The sequence below is a fragment of the Paenibacillus fonticola DSM 21315 genome, assembly GCF_000381905.1.
GTDB lineage: Bacteria > Bacillota > Bacilli > Paenibacillales > Paenibacillaceae > Fontibacillus > Fontibacillus fonticola.
In genome coordinates this window covers 88,870-106,227 of the sequence record NZ_KB907253.1, presented here as the reverse complement: position 1 = coordinate 106,227, position 17,358 = coordinate 88,870, and the positions used below count along the sequence as shown (strand labels likewise).

14 protein-coding genes are annotated in these 17,358 nt (G+C 47.9%); 7 read left to right on the top strand and 7 right to left on the bottom strand.

Annotated features, from left to right (window positions below; genetic code table 11):
* Positions 1-7: 7 nt before the first annotated feature.
* The 4 genes from G358_RS29955 to G358_RS0110950 all read right to left on the bottom strand — a co-directional run bounded on the left by G358_RS29955 (position 8) and on the right by G358_RS0110950 (position 7,259).
* Positions 8-2,818 (bottom strand): copper amine oxidase N-terminal domain-containing protein, encoded by a 2,811-nt coding sequence (locus tag G358_RS29955; RefSeq protein WP_019637265.1) that lies wholly within the window; start codon positions 2,816-2,818, stop codon positions 8-10.
* A gap of 128 nt (positions 2,819-2,946) precedes the next feature.
* Positions 2,947-3,075, bottom strand: a complete 129-nt coding sequence (locus tag G358_RS34275) for a hypothetical protein (protein WP_019637264.1) — start codon at positions 3,073-3,075, stop codon at positions 2,947-2,949.
* A gap of 26 nt (positions 3,076-3,101) precedes the next feature.
* Positions 3,102-5,021, bottom strand: a complete 1,920-nt coding sequence (locus G358_RS0110955) for an LTA synthase family protein (RefSeq protein ID WP_019637263.1) — start codon at positions 5,019-5,021, stop codon at positions 3,102-3,104.
* Positions 5,022-6,410: 1,389 nt separating this feature from the next.
* Positions 6,411-7,259, bottom strand: coding sequence for a helix-turn-helix transcriptional regulator (locus G358_RS0110950; protein WP_019637262.1), 849 nt, complete (start codon positions 7,257-7,259; stop codon positions 6,411-6,413).
* A 155-nt stretch (positions 7,260-7,414) separates the two neighbouring features.
* Between G358_RS0110950 and fabF the strand changes: the two genes are divergently transcribed.
* Positions 7,415-8,653, top strand: coding sequence for a beta-ketoacyl-ACP synthase II (gene fabF, locus G358_RS0110945; protein WP_019637261.1), 1,239 nt, complete (start codon positions 7,415-7,417; stop codon positions 8,651-8,653).
* A 74-nt stretch (positions 8,654-8,727) separates the two neighbouring features.
* On the opposite strand, the gene G358_RS0110940 is transcribed toward fabF, so the two are convergent.
* Positions 8,728-9,621: an aldo/keto reductase gene (locus G358_RS0110940; protein ID WP_019637260.1), complete on the bottom strand. Its 894-nt coding sequence runs from the start codon at positions 9,619-9,621 to the stop codon at positions 8,728-8,730.
* A 419-nt stretch (positions 9,622-10,040) separates the two neighbouring features.
* Between G358_RS0110940 and G358_RS0110935 the strand changes: the two genes are divergently transcribed.
* The gene (locus tag G358_RS0110935) at positions 10,041-10,700 is read left to right on the top strand and encodes an oxidoreductase (RefSeq protein WP_019637259.1); all 660 of its coding nucleotides are present in this window, start codon (positions 10,041-10,043) and stop codon (positions 10,698-10,700) included.
* A 68-nt stretch (positions 10,701-10,768) separates the two neighbouring features.
* Here G358_RS0110935 and G358_RS0110930 read toward each other — a convergent pair whose 3' ends face one another.
* Together G358_RS0110930 and G358_RS0110925 are read right to left on the bottom strand one after the other, a co-directional pair.
* Positions 10,769-11,095: a hypothetical protein gene (locus tag G358_RS0110930; protein WP_019637258.1), complete on the bottom strand. Its 327-nt coding sequence runs from the start codon at positions 11,093-11,095 to the stop codon at positions 10,769-10,771.
* A gap of 97 nt (positions 11,096-11,192) precedes the next feature.
* Positions 11,193-11,927 (bottom strand): protein-glutamine gamma-glutamyltransferase, encoded by a 735-nt coding sequence (locus G358_RS0110925; RefSeq protein WP_019637257.1) that lies wholly within the window; start codon positions 11,925-11,927, stop codon positions 11,193-11,195.
* Between the two features lie 331 nt (positions 11,928-12,258).
* On the opposite strand from G358_RS0110925, the gene G358_RS0110920 reads away from it, so the two are divergent.
* The 5 genes from G358_RS0110920 to G358_RS0110900 all read left to right on the top strand — a co-directional run bounded on the left by G358_RS0110920 (position 12,259) and on the right by G358_RS0110900 (position 17,271).
* Positions 12,259-13,452, top strand: coding sequence for an MBOAT family O-acyltransferase (locus G358_RS0110920; protein WP_019637256.1), 1,194 nt, complete (start codon positions 12,259-12,261; stop codon positions 13,450-13,452).
* A 38-nt stretch (positions 13,453-13,490) separates the two neighbouring features.
* Complete coding sequence (locus G358_RS0110915; protein WP_019637255.1) at positions 13,491-14,651, top strand: hypothetical protein; 1,161 nt, start codon at positions 13,491-13,493, stop codon at positions 14,649-14,651.
* Entirely contained in the window at positions 14,632-14,817 is a 186-nt protein-coding gene (locus G358_RS0110910; protein WP_019637254.1) for a hypothetical protein, read from the top strand. The genes G358_RS0110915 and G358_RS0110910 overlap by 20 nt, the downstream gene beginning before the upstream one ends.
* Positions 14,818-15,071: 254 nt before the next feature.
* A complete protein-coding gene (locus G358_RS31665; RefSeq protein ID WP_169447428.1) occupies positions 15,072-15,878 on the top strand; it encodes a YiiX/YebB-like N1pC/P60 family cysteine hydrolase in 807 nt (268 codons plus the stop codon).
* A gap of 124 nt (positions 15,879-16,002) precedes the next feature.
* Positions 16,003-17,271 carry a YncE family protein gene (locus G358_RS0110900; protein WP_019637252.1) on the top strand — a complete coding sequence of 423 codons (1,269 nt, stop codon included), beginning with the start codon at positions 16,003-16,005 and terminating at the stop codon, positions 17,269-17,271.
* Positions 17,272-17,358: the final 87 nt, after the last annotated feature.

Genomic DNA, 17,358 nt, shown 5'->3' with positions numbered 1-17,358 from the left:
AAAATTATTAGGCATTCACTTCAGCATTTGCTGGCACCTCAGGAGCAGGAGCTTCTGGTGCTGGTGCTGGTGCTGGTGTAGGCTCAGGAGCAGGAGCAGGCGGAACGTATGGCGTTACCTCGCTTGAAGGACCTGCCAAAGCGTTGAATGCTGTACCGACATTCGATACGGAAAGAACGAACACCCGGTACTTCTCCCCTGCTCTAAGCGTATTTCCATTCACATCTCGTACATCGGCCTGCAATTGAGCATCATAGTCTCTGCCCGGGGTTGCCGATAAATAATTCCTTGCCCCACTGGCTTCTTCTCTCCCAAAAGACTGGGCCGTGGGCACAATCAGAATACGATACTCTGATATGCCACTCTCATTGGAGGCTTTGTTGAACTTGACCACGATATCGCGGCCATCCCCGTAGTTGCCAATAGATGTTGCCGTCAAACCGTTAGCTGGCGCTACAGGAACTGCAGTGTTATTGACTAACGTTATCGCGCTAGGATTGGAAGCTATAGCGTTTTGCCCCGCAACTCCGTCGTATTTCACAGAGAGCACAAACACGCGATAGCTGACTCCGTTGCGAATGGTCTCGCCATCTGTATCCCGTGCGGAGGCAGCAAGGGTTTGACTCAGAGTAGAGCCTGCTTTATCGACACGAGTATAGTTGTTGCTGGATATTCCGCTAGCGATCGATGCATTGAAGCTGCCTGCCTTATCCGCCTTCACGACGAAAATCCGATAATGATGAATGTTCGCCTCATCCGATGCCCGGCTGAAGGAGACCTGCAAATCGCGGCCATCTCCATAATCAGCCACATCTCTAGCATCGACATTACTTACGGCACCTACACTATAGTTATTAGACAATGTAATGGCGGAGGATGCCTTGGACAGCGTATTTGTCCCCGAGTAGCTGCCGCTGCCTACGGACAACACGAACACTTGATAGCTAACACCGTTGCGAATAGCTGCCCCGTCCACGTCTCTCGCCCCGGAAGCCAGCGTCTGCTGAACATAATTCGTACTTGTGTTTCTGTTAACTTGCGTATAGTTTGCGCTGGATACTCTATTCGCTTTGTCCAGCGTAAAGCTTCCCGCATTGGAAGCCTTCACCACCATGATCCGGTAATGGCTCAAATTCGATTCGTCCGATGCCCGGTTAAAGGAGACCAGCAAGTCGCGGCCATCATTATAGTCGCTCACATCGCTTACGGCTAAGTTAGAGATGGTACCGACACTGTAGTTATTCAACAAAGTAATAGAATACGATGGCGAGGACAAGGCATTGCTTCCCGCATAATTGCCACTGCCCACGGCCATGACAAATACCCGGTAGCTGACGCCATTCCGAATCAAATCTCCATCCACATCCCGCGCTCCGCTAGGAAGTGTTTGGCTGAAATTATATCCCGACTTGGACCACTCCGTATAATTCGCACTGGACACATTATTCGCACGCGCCAGGTTGAAGGAGCCGTAATCACTGTTCTTGACTACAAAAATCCGGTAGCCGCTAATTCTCGACTCATCGGACAATCTGGTAAAGTTGATGCGCAAATCGCGGCCATCTCCATAATCGCTATAGTCCTCAACCTGCGTAATCACAGGTGCGACAACGGAACCTACCGTCAGCGTAAACGAAGAGGACGCCGAGGATAGCTTGTGAGCCGCGCCGCTCGTATTGCTGCTGATCGACTGAACAAACACGGTATAAGCGACATTATTTCTAATATAATCGCCGGAGGTGTCTCTGGTAGAAGAGCTTAACGTAGTGCTAAGCGTGCTGTTTGACGATTTGTTGACACTCGTATAATACTGACTGGACAGCGCGTTTGCTGCGGCAAGGTTAAACTTCCCGGCATCCGCCGTCTTTACGACGAAGATCCGATAGCTGGAAATGTCGCTGTCTTTGGAAGGTCTTGTGAAAGTGACATTTACGTCTCTACCGTCTCCATAATCACTTACATCGCTTACTCTTACGTTCGTTACGGCCTCTACCGATTTGCCTGTATCCAGCGTAATGGCCGGAGAAGGAGTAGACAGAGAGCTTGCCGCACTGCCTCTGCCAACGGTAACAACGTACACTACATAAGACCGGTTCACGGTGATTAAATCTCCGTCCACATCACGCGACTGGGACGTCAAAGCGATCGTTTGATCATTGTTTCCTGCTGATACACTCGTATAGTTCGCAGAAGAAACTTTTAAAGCGCTGGATAAACTATAATTGGATGCCTTGTTCGCTTTAACGACCAGGATCCGGTAATGATCGACAAGAGACGAATTCGCTGCGCGGGAGAAGCTGACCTCCAAATCGCGCCCGTCCCCGTTATTCCCAATATCTCTTGCATAAACATAGGAAACGGAACCGGGAGAGGTCGGTTCATTGTTTGATCCATTTGTTGTAATATAAACCGTCTTGCTGTTCGCATTCCAGTCTACTTGTTCGCCCATCGCTTCGCTAACGAAGCGGACCGGTACCATCGTTCTTCCCTTCAGATTTTGAGCCGGTACGTCCAAGCTCACCGACTGACCATTAATCGTCGCCGACTTGGCGTTCATTTTTAATATAACTGTCGTTCCGCCCTTTAGAGCCGTTATAGTCTTCGTCCTGTTGTTCCAATCCACATCCGCATCTAGCGCTTCGAATATCGCGCGCAGCGGAAGCATCGCCCGGCCGCTTACCAATACCGGTGCCTGGTCTGTCGCCAGCCTAACCCCATTAATATAAATGCTGATTGCTTGAGCTGCATGAGCTTGAGTCTGTAATAGCAGCGGAAAAATGAGTAATCCTGATAAAATCGTTATCCATAATTTCCTCACATGTCTAACCTCCTGTATCATTTTGCAAGTAACCTAAACTAATAATCGTTACCTTGACTATTTGACGTCTTCAGACAGGTAAAAGTTTCTCGCATTTTAATATTTTCTCGGTAAACCCAAAAGTTCTGTTAACATTCCCTTCCCGCAAAAAAGGAATTTCTTCCGCAATCATCTAATTTTGTATTACCCGAAAATAACGTCGTCTGAATCCGCCCGGCGCCATCCTGCAGCGAAACATCGCGCGCTCGGCGCTGCACACAGTACGACTCCTCTCGACTCCTCTTTAACGCTTCGGCAGCAGTTTCACGTATTCATCCGACAGCTTCATAAGCGAGAGTACATATTCATAATCCGTTCGGTACCTGGCGAAATCAACCACGGGCTCCAGCGTCCTGATCGATACGGCCTCCCCATCCTCAAAACCTTGTCCCGGGACAAACAAAATCTCATCGTTAAAAAAAGAACCTGTCGGCAAATAATACCTGACTCCTGAAACATTGCGGTCAATATTCAACAAATCCTGACCTAGGGCGGTGAAATTCTCCCGCTTCAACGACAGCCCTAGCATGTTGGCCACGGTAGGCATCAAATCCACCTGCCCCCCGGTACGCTCGGCTACGATGCCGAGTTGTTTGCCCGGCACATGGATAATAAACGGGATGTTGAACCGGCTTATCGTATCATCATAAGGGATTCCCAGTGCGGAACGGATCTCCTCAGCGCTTGTCTCACTGGGCTGGACTCCAAAATGGTCCCCATAGAGAACAAGCATTGTATTTTCCCATAAACCCGCTTCCTTCAATTGATCTATGAGCTGGCCAATCGCATAATCCGTATAATGAATAGCGTTAATATAGTTGCCGAGATTGGTGTTCTCCAGTTCAGGCGGAAGCGCAATTTGCTTGAATTTGTCCGGCACAACAAAAGGAGAATGGCTGGAGGTCGTCACAAACTGCGCGTAGAACGGCTTGTTCCGCGCCTGAAGATCCTTCATCTGCTCGACCCCAACCCGGTACATCTCCTCATCCGATGCTCCGTAATCGTTGAAATGATCATTCTCAAACGCCGGTTTATCGAAATACTGATTAAAGTTGAGCGCCGGATACAGTTTGTTCCGATCCCAAAAGGTTACTTTGTTCACATGAAACGTTTGGGCGGTGTAGCCCCGCTTCTGCAGCATTCTCGGCAAGCTTGGCAGCTCGCGGTTTCCATAGCCTGTCGACATAGCTACAGCCGCTGTCGGATAAATGGATGTATTGAACATGAATTCGGCATCAGAAGTGTTGCCTTGTCCGATCTGTTGATACACGTGCGGAAAATACACGCCCTCCCCGGCAAGTTCATTCAATACCGGCGTAACCTCCGCTCCGTTGTTCAGCGTTAAATGAATCGGAAAATTTTGAAAAGATTCCATTTGAATCACAATCAAATTCATTCCTTCGGCCACCCCGAAGTAATGCGGGTCTCTCCCCGCGCCAGTCCCCTCGCTTGCTGTCAAATAAGGGTAGCTGCTTTGCAGTTCAGCGATCCTAGCTCTCGTCTCTTCAATGTTCCCTTCCGCAATCACCAGATCTTCCTCCCGGCTCAGAATGGCCGCCACGGCCTGATAGTTCAGAAAGCCGATCTTCTCCGCCCGTACGAGCTCGTTATCGATACTTTTGCCCTGCTGAACATAGAAAAAGGAAGCAGCTGCACTAACCAGAAGCAATACTACAGCCACCGTGTTCGTGCTCCATTTGCGACTTTGCCGCGCCTCGGTTGGGAAAGAGTCCAATGAGCGTGGGGAGCGGCGCCGCAGCAGTTGTACGATTTTCAATCCGCCGAGCAGCACGAAATCCGCAAAGAACAAAAATTGCTCCGGACGCAGCAGCGCGCTGACGCTCGCCCGCACCTGGGGAACTTGATTAAGACCGCTCAGCACCGCGTACGTAGGGACTGTCCCGAAATGCGCGAAGTAAAGAGCGGAAGAGAACAGGAGAAAGGAGAGGAGTGCATTGAGGCTCCAATATACTCCCACTTTGGCCCGAACAGGCGTCAGCAGCTCTGCCAGACATAACAATCCAAAAACGGACAGCAGTTCTCCTGGCAGCCCGCTCCAGTATATTTCACCAAAAAAGAATATCCGCAGCAGCAGCAGCTTAAGTGCGAGCAGCACACCTATAACTGCTGGCGTTGATTTATATACACTTTTTTTTCGTTCCATAGGATTCCCCTCACTGTATTTCTGCTTCACTTTATATTAATAAAAACCAGCAAATGTACTATATTCCCTCACTCATCCCTAATCACCGATCACTTACACTCTTCACTTACACTCTTCACTTACACTCATCGCTTACACTCGTCACTTACACTCGTCACTTACACTCATCGCTCATCAGTCATGACTCCTAACTCATCAGTTATAGCTAGATAACTCATCACTTATAGCTCATCACTTAAAGCTCATCACTTAAAGCTCATAACTCATAACTCATAACTCATCGCCCATGTCTCATCACTCATGCTGAACATTATAACATGCCGCAAAATGAACTTATAAGTTGAACAATGGAAATGGATGTGGGGCAAGCACGTAAAATGTTCCTACGATCGCTGTTATTCCCAGATTTCTTGGATGTAATAGGTTCGTTATTGGATGTAATGATTCGTATTAGATGTAATGGTTCGTTTAAGGTAGAAATCCGGTCACAAAGGCGGCCACAAGCGTATCTGCTTTGTCTACAGGCGACGGCTTTCTTCCAGAAAGCGTTCAGTATGCTCTCGAAGAAAGCTTTCAGTTTCTGACGAATCATTTTTCTGCCCTACCTAAATCCCATTTGTTGGTTCATCTTACATTAGCAGCATGCCACTAAGCTCTGTCGAATACTAAATGGAAATCATGTATCTAATTATGCTCAAAACGAATGTTCCGGGGAGTTAGATGGATTTCATGCACCTAAAATCAAGAATCCAGCCCATAATGGCCATCTTCCTTCTTCTAATGACATGAAATCCATTTAAATCCGCTTTCCCTTCCTTGACGCAGAAACTAACTACTAAAAATCCATTTATATAAGTTGAAGCATTGAAATGGATGTGGGGCAAGTACGTAAAATGTTCCTACGATCGCTGTTATTCCCAGATTTCTTGGATGTAATAGGTTCGTTATTGGATGTAATGATTCGTATTAGATGTAATGGCTCGTTAAAGGTAGAAATCCGGTCACAAAGGCGGCCACAAGGCGTATGCTTTGTCTACAGGCGGCAGCTTTCTTCCAGAAAGCGTTCAGTATGCTTCCGAAGCAGATTTCTTTCAGAAAGCGTTCAGTATGCTCTCGAATCAGCTTTCTTCCAGAAGGCGTTCAATTTCTTCGGAATCATTTTTCTGCCCTGCCTGAATCCCATTTGTTAGTTCATCTTATATTAGCAATATTTAGTTCATCTTATATGGTTATATGGGAATGGACCAATTCATAGCTTCATCAGTTCAACATTTTCATCAGTTTCATCAGTTCATCAGTTCATCAGTTCAACATTTTCATCAGTTTCATCAGTTCATCAGTTCATCAATTTTTTCATCAGCTTCATCAGCTTCATCAGCTGCATTGTTTTCATCGTTCCATCAACTGCCGCAGCTTAAATTCAGTCGAGGAGTCCGGAGCAGGAGTATATATACTGCAGCGCAGATCAACATTTCCATGCACCTGCAGAGAAGTTAACTGAAAATGCATTCTCCCCGCCTTAGCGTGCCTGAACTCCAGTATTACCTCCGGCGCCATGCTGACCTCGCTTTGTTCCCACAAATGATTGAATTCAGGATACGTCTCCTTCATCTCCGTCAAAAAATGATCATACCACTCATCCTCAACGTATTGCCCGTAATAAGCCCGGAAGATCGCCAGAAATCCGCGGACGAATTGCTCCCAATTGACAGCCAGCCTGCGAAGCTCCTGCCTGCTGAAGAGGAGGGATATCATATTGCGCTGCTCTATCGGAATTTGTTCAAAGCCGAGAAATACATGAGAAGCGGCCTCGTTCCAACCGACAATTTGGCATCGGCGGTCTGAAATAATCGTAGGGCAATACTTCAACTCCTGCAAAATTTTCGTGAGGGAAGGGCTGATTTCCGGCTGTCCCTCCCGATGCAGCTCGGCGGACACCCCTGGTCCAGCTCCAGTGTCCATCGCCAGGGCATACAAATATTTTCGCTCATCCTGGGTAAGGCGCAAAGCGGAAGCGATATTGTCCAGCACGGATGCAGACACCTTGATGTCCCTTCCCTGCTCCAGCCAGGTATACCAGGTAGTGCTGACCCCCGCCAATTGCGCCACCTCTTCCCGCCTGAGTCCTGGTGTTCTGCGCCTCGTCCCGGCCGGGAGCCCCACCATCTGGGGGACGATTTTGGCCCGCTGCGACTTCAAAAAAACAGACAGCTCCTGCAGCCTTGTCTGATGCTTCACACGTGCCCCTCCTTCTTTTCCTTGAATCTATACTTAAACCTATCCAAGGTGTGCAAGCTTAAAGTGGTACTGATTATACTATAATAATCAACAACTTGTAATAGGATAAATCCTGTGACACAATAGCTCCCATAACAGCCCTTAAGGAGGTTCCTATGGAAAAAGTCGTAATTACCGGACTGGGCGTGATTTCACCGCTCGGCAATGAGGTGGAACTGTTTTGGAATCGTCTTGTACATGGGGAATCGGGAATTTCCGCCATTGATACTTTCGACGCTTCGCGTCATAAAACAAAAATTGCTGGCATCGTCAGGGATTTCGATCCCGACGCTTTGTTCGGCCGCAGGGAAGCCCGGCGAATGGACCGCTTCTGCCAATTTGCCCTGGCTGCCACCGAACAGGCTGTCGCCGATGCAGGGCTTGATTTGGAGCAGACCGACAAGGAGCGTATGGGGGTATATGTCGGGTCCGGAACAGGCGGTATTCAGACGCTCCTGGAGCAAAGCCTGCTGCTGCAGGAGCGGGGTCCAGAGCGCATTAGCCCGCTGCTGGTGCCCATGATGATCACAAATATGGCTGCCGCGATGATCAGCATCAAATATGGAGCGGTCGGCCCCGTATTATCCCCCGTAACAGCCTGCTCCATCGGCAATACTGCCATCGGGGAAGCGTATCGCCTCATCGCCTCCGGCGGTGCGGATGTTATTATCGCCGGAGGAACGGAAGCGGCAATTACGGATATTTCCGTAGCCAGCTTCGGGAACGCAACGGCGCTCTCCACCCGCAATGATGAGCCTGCGAAAGCAAGCAGACCGTTTGACGTCGACAGGGATGGCTTCGTAATGGCGGAAGGCGCGGGCATACTCATTCTGGAGTCGCTTTCCCATGCCCGGCGCAGAAACGCACGCATTTATGCCGAAGTGATCGGCTATGGCGCAACCTCCGATGCCTATCATATCGTCGCTACCCATCCTGATGGCAGCGGCGCTTACCAGGCGATGAAGCAAGCGCTCAAAGAAGCGAATATCGCCCCGGAGGAGGTGGATGTGATCAGCGCGCACGCCACCAGCACGGAGGTTGGCGACTGGTCAGAAACGAAGGCAATTAAAAAGCTGTTCGAGGAGCACGCTTATCGCATTCCCGTTACGGCCAACAAATCGATGACAGGACATATGCTGGGAGCAGCCAGCGCTGTTGAAGCGGTGGCCCTCGTTAAGTCATTGGAAAAGGGGATCATTCCGCCAACGATTAATCTCGATCATCCTGACCCGATCTGCGACCTGGACTACGTCCCTCAACAGGCCCGGCAGGCACGGCTGCAAATCGGCATATCCAATTCCTTTGGCTTCGGCGGGCACAATGCAGTAATCGTATTGAAATCTCATCCGCAGTAACATAATAGCCCCGCGGGCGTAAGCGCCAGCGGGGCTATTATGTTACTGATTATTCTAAATTTGTTCTGATTATTCTAGTCTACTAAATCCGCTGCGCTTGCGTTGGAGGCAACCTGCGCAGGATTTTTACAGCCCGGAATCACCGAGCTGACGACCGGATGCTTAAGGCACCAGGCCAAGGCCCATCTAGCCATGTCGACTCCCTCCGGCACTTCATTCTTGCGAATTTGCTCTGCTTCCTCCAAGCTTCGGCGCACGAGTTCCGCGTCCTTGCGGTGGCGGACATCGGTAACATCAAATTGCGCACCTGGCTTGTATTTACCGCTTAGGAAGCCGCTGGCCAAAGGAACACGGGCAAGCACCCCGAGATCTTGCCGTTCGCAAGATGGGAATACACGGTTCTCCGGCGTGCGGTCCAGGCGATTATATACAACTTGAATCACTTGGGAGTTCACTTGACTTGACGCATCCGTCTGATGCAGGTTGTCATTGCTGCCGATCGAAGTTCCCAAATGCCGTATTTTACCGGCCTGAACCTGCTTGTCCAACACCGTCCATAGCTTATCATTATCAAACACTTCATCAGGACCTGAATGGAATTGATACAGGTCGATATAATCGGTCTTCAGCGCCTTCAGGGAAGCATCGAGCTGCTTCAATACCTCTTCAGCCCCAAATACGTCTGTACGGGTAAAACGTTCATGAAAGTGATGGCCAAATTTCGTGGCTACAATCCAGTCCTCCCGCTTGCGGCGACTCAAATAGTCGCCGATAAACGACTCGGAAAGATGATCGCCATAGCATTCCGCCGTATCGATAAGATTGATCCCGCATTCCTGGCCTTTGTCGAGGATAGCGTCCACCTCATCCTGATTGAACTGCTGCCCCCATTCACCGCCAAATTGCCACGTCCCGATCCCAATGACGGATACGTTCAGTTCTGTCTTGCCTAATCTCCGATACTTCACTTTGATCACTCCTCAGTGACATAATATATTTAAGACCGTCTATCGTTCACATTGTACACTTGCAAGTGACGCAAAAACAAATCCTGAGCAACAATTCCAATGCTGGCACAGCAAACAGGATGAGCAGTGTAAAGGGCACAACTTAACAGGAATAGCATAGTGGACTGGATTGGCTTAGTGAACAGGAATAGCATAGTAGCCTGGATTGATACAGTGAACAAATTAGCATAGTGAACTAGATTACTATAATATATCCTGTAGACAGCAAATATATATTTTATTAGCCGGATAGGCTCCAAATAAGTTCAATGCTATCAATATGTATGTACATAATTGTAATTGAGAGGCTGCTTTGCTTAATAATTCACAAGCTGCTAGACTATCATTTTTATAACTGCTGCGGAAAGGGGTCGTTATCTATGGGGAAAAGAGCATTAATCGCCGGGGCAAGCGGGCTTGTCGGGCATAAATTGCTGCACCTTCTGCTCAAAGAGCCTTATTATACTGAAATCATCGCCCTCGTGCGCGCTCCCCTTCAAATGCAGCATCCCAAGCTGACGGAAATTATCGTCGATTTTGATCAGCTGGACATTTATGAGCGGGATTTGGCTGCAGATGACGTATTTTGCTGCTTGGGCACCACGATCAAAAAAGCCAAAACGCAGGAAGCGATGTGCAAAGTCGATGTCGAGTACCCGCTTACGCTTGCCAGGCTGGCCCTGAGGCAGGGAGCACAACACTTTCTGTTCATTAGTTCCATCGGAGCCAATCCTGCCTCCCGCTTCTTTTATTCGCGAATCAAAGGCATTGCGGAACAAGAGCTCGGCCAGATGCCGTATGATAGCCTGTCCATCCTGCGGCCGTCCCTTCTGCTGGGCGACCGGCAGGAATACCGGTTTGCCGAGCGCTGGGGAGGAACGGTCTACCAAGCCCTTCCCTTCCTGTTTACCGGCCCCATGAAAAAATATCGGGCGATCGAGGCGGAAACCGTTGCCCGGGCGATGTATCATATCGCCAGGGACAGCACTAAAAAAACGTCCATCTATTCCTCTTTGGAAATCGAACAATATGCTCATTAAGCTAAAACGACCGCACCTGGCTAAATGCCAAAGTGCGGTCGCTTCCAGCTAGTACTATGTACTAACGATTAACCATTATAGTACGGCGGCGGCGGCGTTACATTAGAGTTGCTCTTCTTCGCGGCAGAAACCATAAGGAAGATCCCGGCCAACAAATGCAGCAGCCAGCCCAAAAAAGGAATCCAGGCGAGCAATGAAGTCACAATCCCCAAAACTGAGCCGTACACTGGCTCCTTATTTGAGCTGGACAACACCAGAGTAATAATATGTAAGACTAGCATTACACCTAATGCGGTATACCAACTTCCCATAACTATAGCTGCACCGATAATGGGTATCGCTAAAAAAATCTCTAAAGCGCCAGTTACCCATCTCATAACTCTTGATCCTGTCATAGAAACACACCTCCCTCAGTAAATTCTCATTCATTGTATCAAACCCGTTAAATTATTGGTATAGTAATTTTCGCTGTATTGTAATGAGATGCAAAGTTTAAGCCCGGCCCCCAAGCTGGCGGATATATTCAAAATCGGGATGGACGATCAGATCGGACAAAAAAGCCGTCGTCGTACTACCCGGTATCCTTCTTCTATTTAGCGATTCTATGATAGCGCTCGCGGAAGTAATGCCTATCCCATGGCCAAAATACAAGTTATTGTCGAGCAAAATTGCGTTCTCTCCTTGCCATTCAGGTGTTTTCGGATTGTAATCCGGATTCTCGAAATAAACGACATCGCCAGCGGCAGCCTGCTGTGCCTGAATCAGCCGCAGATCACTATCATATTCCCAATCATAAAGCACAAGGTTTTGAAAATGGTTATTGAACGCCCCGGCACCGATTGTTTCCAGCACCCCTTTATAAAGGATAACAACCATCGCCGTAGCACACTCCATAGCATATCTGTAGCCGTTATTAAAAATATCGGCAATCGCTTCCGAAGGCTGCGCCGCCTCCTTAAGCTGAAAGCCTCCGTTAGGCAAGCGTGTCCAGTAATGCTCATTGGCCCTTGAGTTTTTGAAGGTGGCGAATTTGGCTCCACTGGCGTTAAAGTCCTTTGCAGCCTTCACGATCGCCGCTCTTAGACGCAGCTCAAAATCAAGCTGCTCCGGCAGGCGATAGACGTGAACCGCCCGATTCAATCTTTTCTGGTCAATGATGATCCCGTACAATTCCGGCGAGGCAATCCGGTCCAGCCGACCAGCTCCCATATTCATTGTAACAATCACGGCTCCACCTCCTGGACGAATTACCCGTATTGTATGCAACCCGGGCAGTTTTAGTGCAAATCCCAGTCATGGCGGTGCGAATATCGGAAACTTTCACAAGGGAATTGCGTCTAATCTATTGACCCGGATCCAACTTTTTTTCTGCAAAAAAAGAAGGAAATACACTGTAAATTGGCGAATTTTGTATACTGGCGCATGTGCATATTCCAGTATTTTGGAGTATTTAGCGAATTTTGATATAACCGGATACTTTGATCTTGTGCTATCATGAACAAGCAGTAATAGTAATCATAGAGGAAGTATTCAACTTGGATGGTGGAAACGAAATATTATGATTTATACAGATTGGATTTACTGGCTGTTCGTACTCGCGGCCGTCGTCACGTATCACATTATGCCGCACCGGATCAGACCCTGGGTGCTGTTCGCTGCTGGCGTCACTTTTTATTACTACTATGCAGGCTCCTATCTGCTCCTGCTGCTGGCCGAGGTCGTCATTGCAATTATCGTCGTCAAGGCTGCTGCCAAGTGGAGTAAACGCTGGATTTACCCGGCTGCAATCATCGGGGTCATTCTCGTGCTCGGTTATTTCAAGTATACGAATATGATGCTGGATACATTAAATGACTTGTTTGCATTTATGCATCAGCCGTTTTTCCCGAAAGCGGAGCAAATCGTCCTCCCTTTAGGGATTTCTTATTTTACGTTTGAGCTTATTCATTACTTGGTGGAACGCAAGCGCGGGAATTTGCCGGAGCACAGACCGGAAGGGCTATTGTCGTTCATCTTCTTTTTCCCGACGATGGTAGCCGGGCCGATCAAGCAATTTCAAGTGTTCTATCCACAGCTTAAAGCGAAATTTCACATCGACCATATCATGATCGGGATCACCCGAATTGGATTTGGGATGTTCAAGAAGCTTGTGCTCGCCGGATCGATCGATCTGCTCGCTCAGCCGGTTTACTCCAAAGCCGGGATTGCCGGAGCCGATACGGCCACGCTATGGATTTCTCTGATCGCCTATACTTTTGTCATATACTTTGATTTCTCAGGTTATTCGGACATTGCGATCGGTACTGCCCGTTTGTTCGGCATCGTCGTACCGGAGAACTTCCGCTTCCCATATTTGGCGCGCAGCATCGCGGAGTTCTGGAACCGTTGGCATATTTCGCTCGGCTCCTGGCTCACCCGCTATGTGTATTTCCCGCTCGGCGGAAGCCGGGTAGCTGCTCCGCGGGTGTATTTGAATCTAATGGCTACGATGACTGTTTCCGGCCTTTGGCATGGAGCGGCATGGAATTTCGTTGTCTGGGGAATGTTCCATGGCGCCATGCTCTGTATCCACCGCTTCCATGTGAAGCAAATCAAGCCTAGACTAAAGCCTGTCCCGAAATGGCTTAAGCCAGGGACGACGGCGATCGCCATTCTGATTACTTTCTTTGGGGTGACGATCAGCCGGACGTTCTTCATTCTGCCGATCGTGGACGGCTGGAACCTCATGCTTCGACTGCTGGGCTTGCGGTAGAAATGAATGACTGAACACAATGAAAGTGAGGATTATCGATGACTAATTTTTTTCTGAACAAGACGGTGTCCGTCATGATGGTCTCTCTTGCCATTGCAGGCTTGATCGGACTTAGCGATGGAGCTTCCCCGATTGTAGATCAAATGAAACAGGATGTCGTTACGCACGCAACGAAGGAGCTTCGTGTCCCGGCTTACGACTCTATCGTTTATACGCCTTTATGGATCGAGTATTTAAAAGAACAGCCTGATGACGGCAAGAAGGTAGTGGGGCTATTCGGGCCATCCACCGTATTCGGAACGACTGTGATGAAGGGTGCCAACACCTCTGCCGGCGTTCTCCAGGTTCATCTCAAAGACCAGCGGGTCCTCAATCTGGGCCTTACGGGCGGCCGATTTACGGAGACCTATGCCGTGCTCGCTTCGATTATCGATGAAATTGATTATGTCGTATATGAAATCAACTACGGCATTGCTGTCGTCTCCGATAATGAGCCTAACGTAACGGTTTACCCGTCGCTTATTACAAAATTGGATCAAAATATTCCACGGAGCTGGCTGAATGATTTCCCCGATAAAAATCGCCAGTCGCTTCCTAGCGAAATCCATAATTGGGCCACGTCCAATTTCTTGAGCAAGTGGACGCTGTTCCATGACCGCGACGTTATCAGCTACAAGCTGTTCAAAACGCGTACTCCGATGGAGAAAATCCGCCGGGAAATCAAAAATGAGCAGGACAAGAAAAATGGCGTGACACCGAGCTATGCTCCGATGTACACAGCCTACGATAAAATGCAGGACAAACATAAAGAAGAAATCGACGAACATTTCAAACAGCTCTATGTTTGGAACAAACCGTTTGATAAAGACCACAGCTTCGGCATATTCATGATCGGGAAGACGCTCGATCTGCTGCAGGAGCATAATAAGCAGGCCGTCTTCTATTCGGCCCCGCTGAATAAAGAGCACCTTAACAAGAAGAAGCTGCTGAATTGGGACGATTACAACAAAGTGATGGGGGCCTATCAGGAGTTGATCGAATCCAGAGGCTATCCGTATATCGAGTTCAACAAAGAGAAGAACAATACGATTCCGCACGAACTTTATCGCGACCCGTCCCATATGCTCGATGAAGGGAATAAAATGTTCGGCGAAATTCTCTATAAGAAGCTGAAGCAATATGGAATTACAAACTCGTAGCGCCAAGTTCGCTAAAGCCAAAGCCAACCGCCTCAGCCATCGGGTCGGCCGAGCACTGATGATGCTGGGAACAGCGGTCGGTGGAGCTATAGTTATTATAGCTATCGTCATAGGCATCTTGTTCTTTTCTGGTGAAACGCAGGAATTTATCTATATGAATTTTTAGTTGAGCAGCTTCACTCCCTTGTATATTCTTCAAGAGGGGTGAGGCTTTTTTCATTTGAAGTCTTAGCTTTGTTTAGAGGCTTTGTTCATAATCTTTGTTTAGAGGCTTTTTTAGAAGTCTTTCTTTGGTACGATCGCTTTCTTTCTGGGAAGTTTATTACGTACACCACATTGAAAATCGCTATAAAATCTCTCATGGCAGCCTGTACTTCGACGGCATTTTTCCCCTTACTTCGACGATATGGATATGATAGGATGAAAATGGTAAACTATCATTTCCTAAATTGGGAGGTTTTGCAAATGAAGAGATTTATGAAAAAATCGTTATCCATTGCACTACTCTCAGCTCTGTTATTACTTCCTGTAATGCAAGTAAATGCTGCCGAAGTTTCCTCAGGGTTGTCAGCAAACGCAATTTCGGAAATGAGAAAGGCCGGTATGTCGGAGCAGGATATTGAAAAAGTAAACCAGCACTTCCAAGAAGAGATCGAACTTATTGAGTCTGGTGCTCTGGACGAAAAAGCTAAAGCGGATCAACAGTTAATTTCCGCCGCCGCCAAAAAGGGAACATTAGGGGAACTCGGTATTCATGCGGCAAATCACTTTCAGACTTATGCATTAGCCGCAAGCACTCTGGGGACTTATGGTGACATCCTCGTCGCCTACAACGCCAGCTCCTGGGGAATTGACTTTGGCTATCCAGGACATGCCGCAATCGTAGCCAATGGCAACATTAAAACCGTAGAAGCCTTCCCTGCGGACGGCGTGCAGCTGCATACGAATGACTGGGGATCGAGAACCAAAGTATACGCCATGAGCGTTAAAGGAGCGACGGGCAGCCAATATTCAGCCGCTGCCACCTATGCGCAAAACCAAGTCGGCAAACCGTATAACTGGATCTTTATTAACCCTTGGAGAGAAGATGCTTTTTATTGCTCGCAGCTAGTTTGGAAAGCGTGGAAAACGCAAGGGATCGATGTAGATTACATTACAATTGATCCTATCGTTACGCCGATGGAAATCGCAAAATCCGGCAATACTATAATATATTATAGCAACTAACGCTAGTATGTTATGCATGATTAGCCAGTGTCGATGAGCATTTCTTCACTGGCTAATTTTAATCAAAAACATTACGCTTGTTTGTTCATCCTGCTGAAATCATCCTGTAATAGGAGTTGTATTCATGCTTAGACTCAAATATTTTAAAATTTCCAGCCTCATATTACTTATTGTCATTATCCTTCTTCTCTCTATATTTCTGTATGTTCGCCAATCCGATTCCAAGCCCGAGGCAGGCATTCAACTGTCTTCCGAATCCAATGAGGCCATTTCCTTTGGCCTGGACAAGCAGTTGTTCAAAATGAACGGTGCCCGTTACCTTGTCATGTATTCCAACATTCTCGAGGAAGGCGCTGACCTCGTTGCTTACGATGCCAAAGGCCAAGTGTTACAAAACTTGAATCTGGCCAAAGGCAAAAAATTGGATTTTACGGCAAGGTTAAATGATGATATTTATATTGCTTCCGAGCGCCAGAACCACCATTTTGTCATACATAAGTCCGGTGATGTGGATTCTTACTACGGCCCTTCTATATACGGGCCAGATCGGCAAATCGGATCGAACTTTTTGCGAAGCTCGCAGGGGTATTTAAGTTTCACTGTAAATATGGGAACCCACCCGGATTACTCGCCAAACGAGTATTCGAACGATTATGTATATTGGAACCCGGATCAGCAAGTCTTTGGGCATATCAAGCTTCCAGGTTATTTTGAGTCAAGCATAATTCTCGATGAGCAAGCCTATGTGCTGTATATGAACGGAAAAAACAACGCCATAGGCATATATGTTATCGATCTGCCAAGCAATAAGCTGCTAGTGAATTATCCTTTGGACAATCATAATTTAGCGGGGAACGACCCAGACCAGGAAATATTCCTTGCCGGCGGCGGGAACGGCTCCTCTTTCCAATATTTTCGAGATAAGCTGCTTGTATTCATGATTTCGAATGATTCAACCGGATACGGACCCAGCTTGCTAATCCAAGTGATCGACCCGAAAACCGGGGAACTGGAGCAAGAAATTAAAGTGCCGGAGGAGCCTTTTATGTTTAACACGGCATTTGTTCATGACCATCAACTGTACATTATTTCCGAAACGGGACAAATCGCCGTGCTGGATGAGCAGTTGAAGCCATCTCAAACTTTTCGTCTGGAGCAGCCCCCAGCTCTGGTTCAGAAAATAGAAGAAGAACGCGGGATCATTTCAGCCATACAGCCGGACGAGGATTCCCATTCTCTATATGTACTATACGACTTTGTCAAAAATGCGCCTGAAAACCGGACCAGAGAAATTCGGCAGTATGATTTAACTACGGGGAAAGAGCAATCCGTCGTATCTCTCGCCTATAAATCGAAATATGAAATCGTGAGATTTTTAATAAACAATCCATAGTACGCAGAATAGAAAAAGGGGCTCCCCGCTCGCCATCCGAGCTTAAGGGAGTCCCTTTCTGCTTATTTTAAAGTGTCCGTCCGGTAT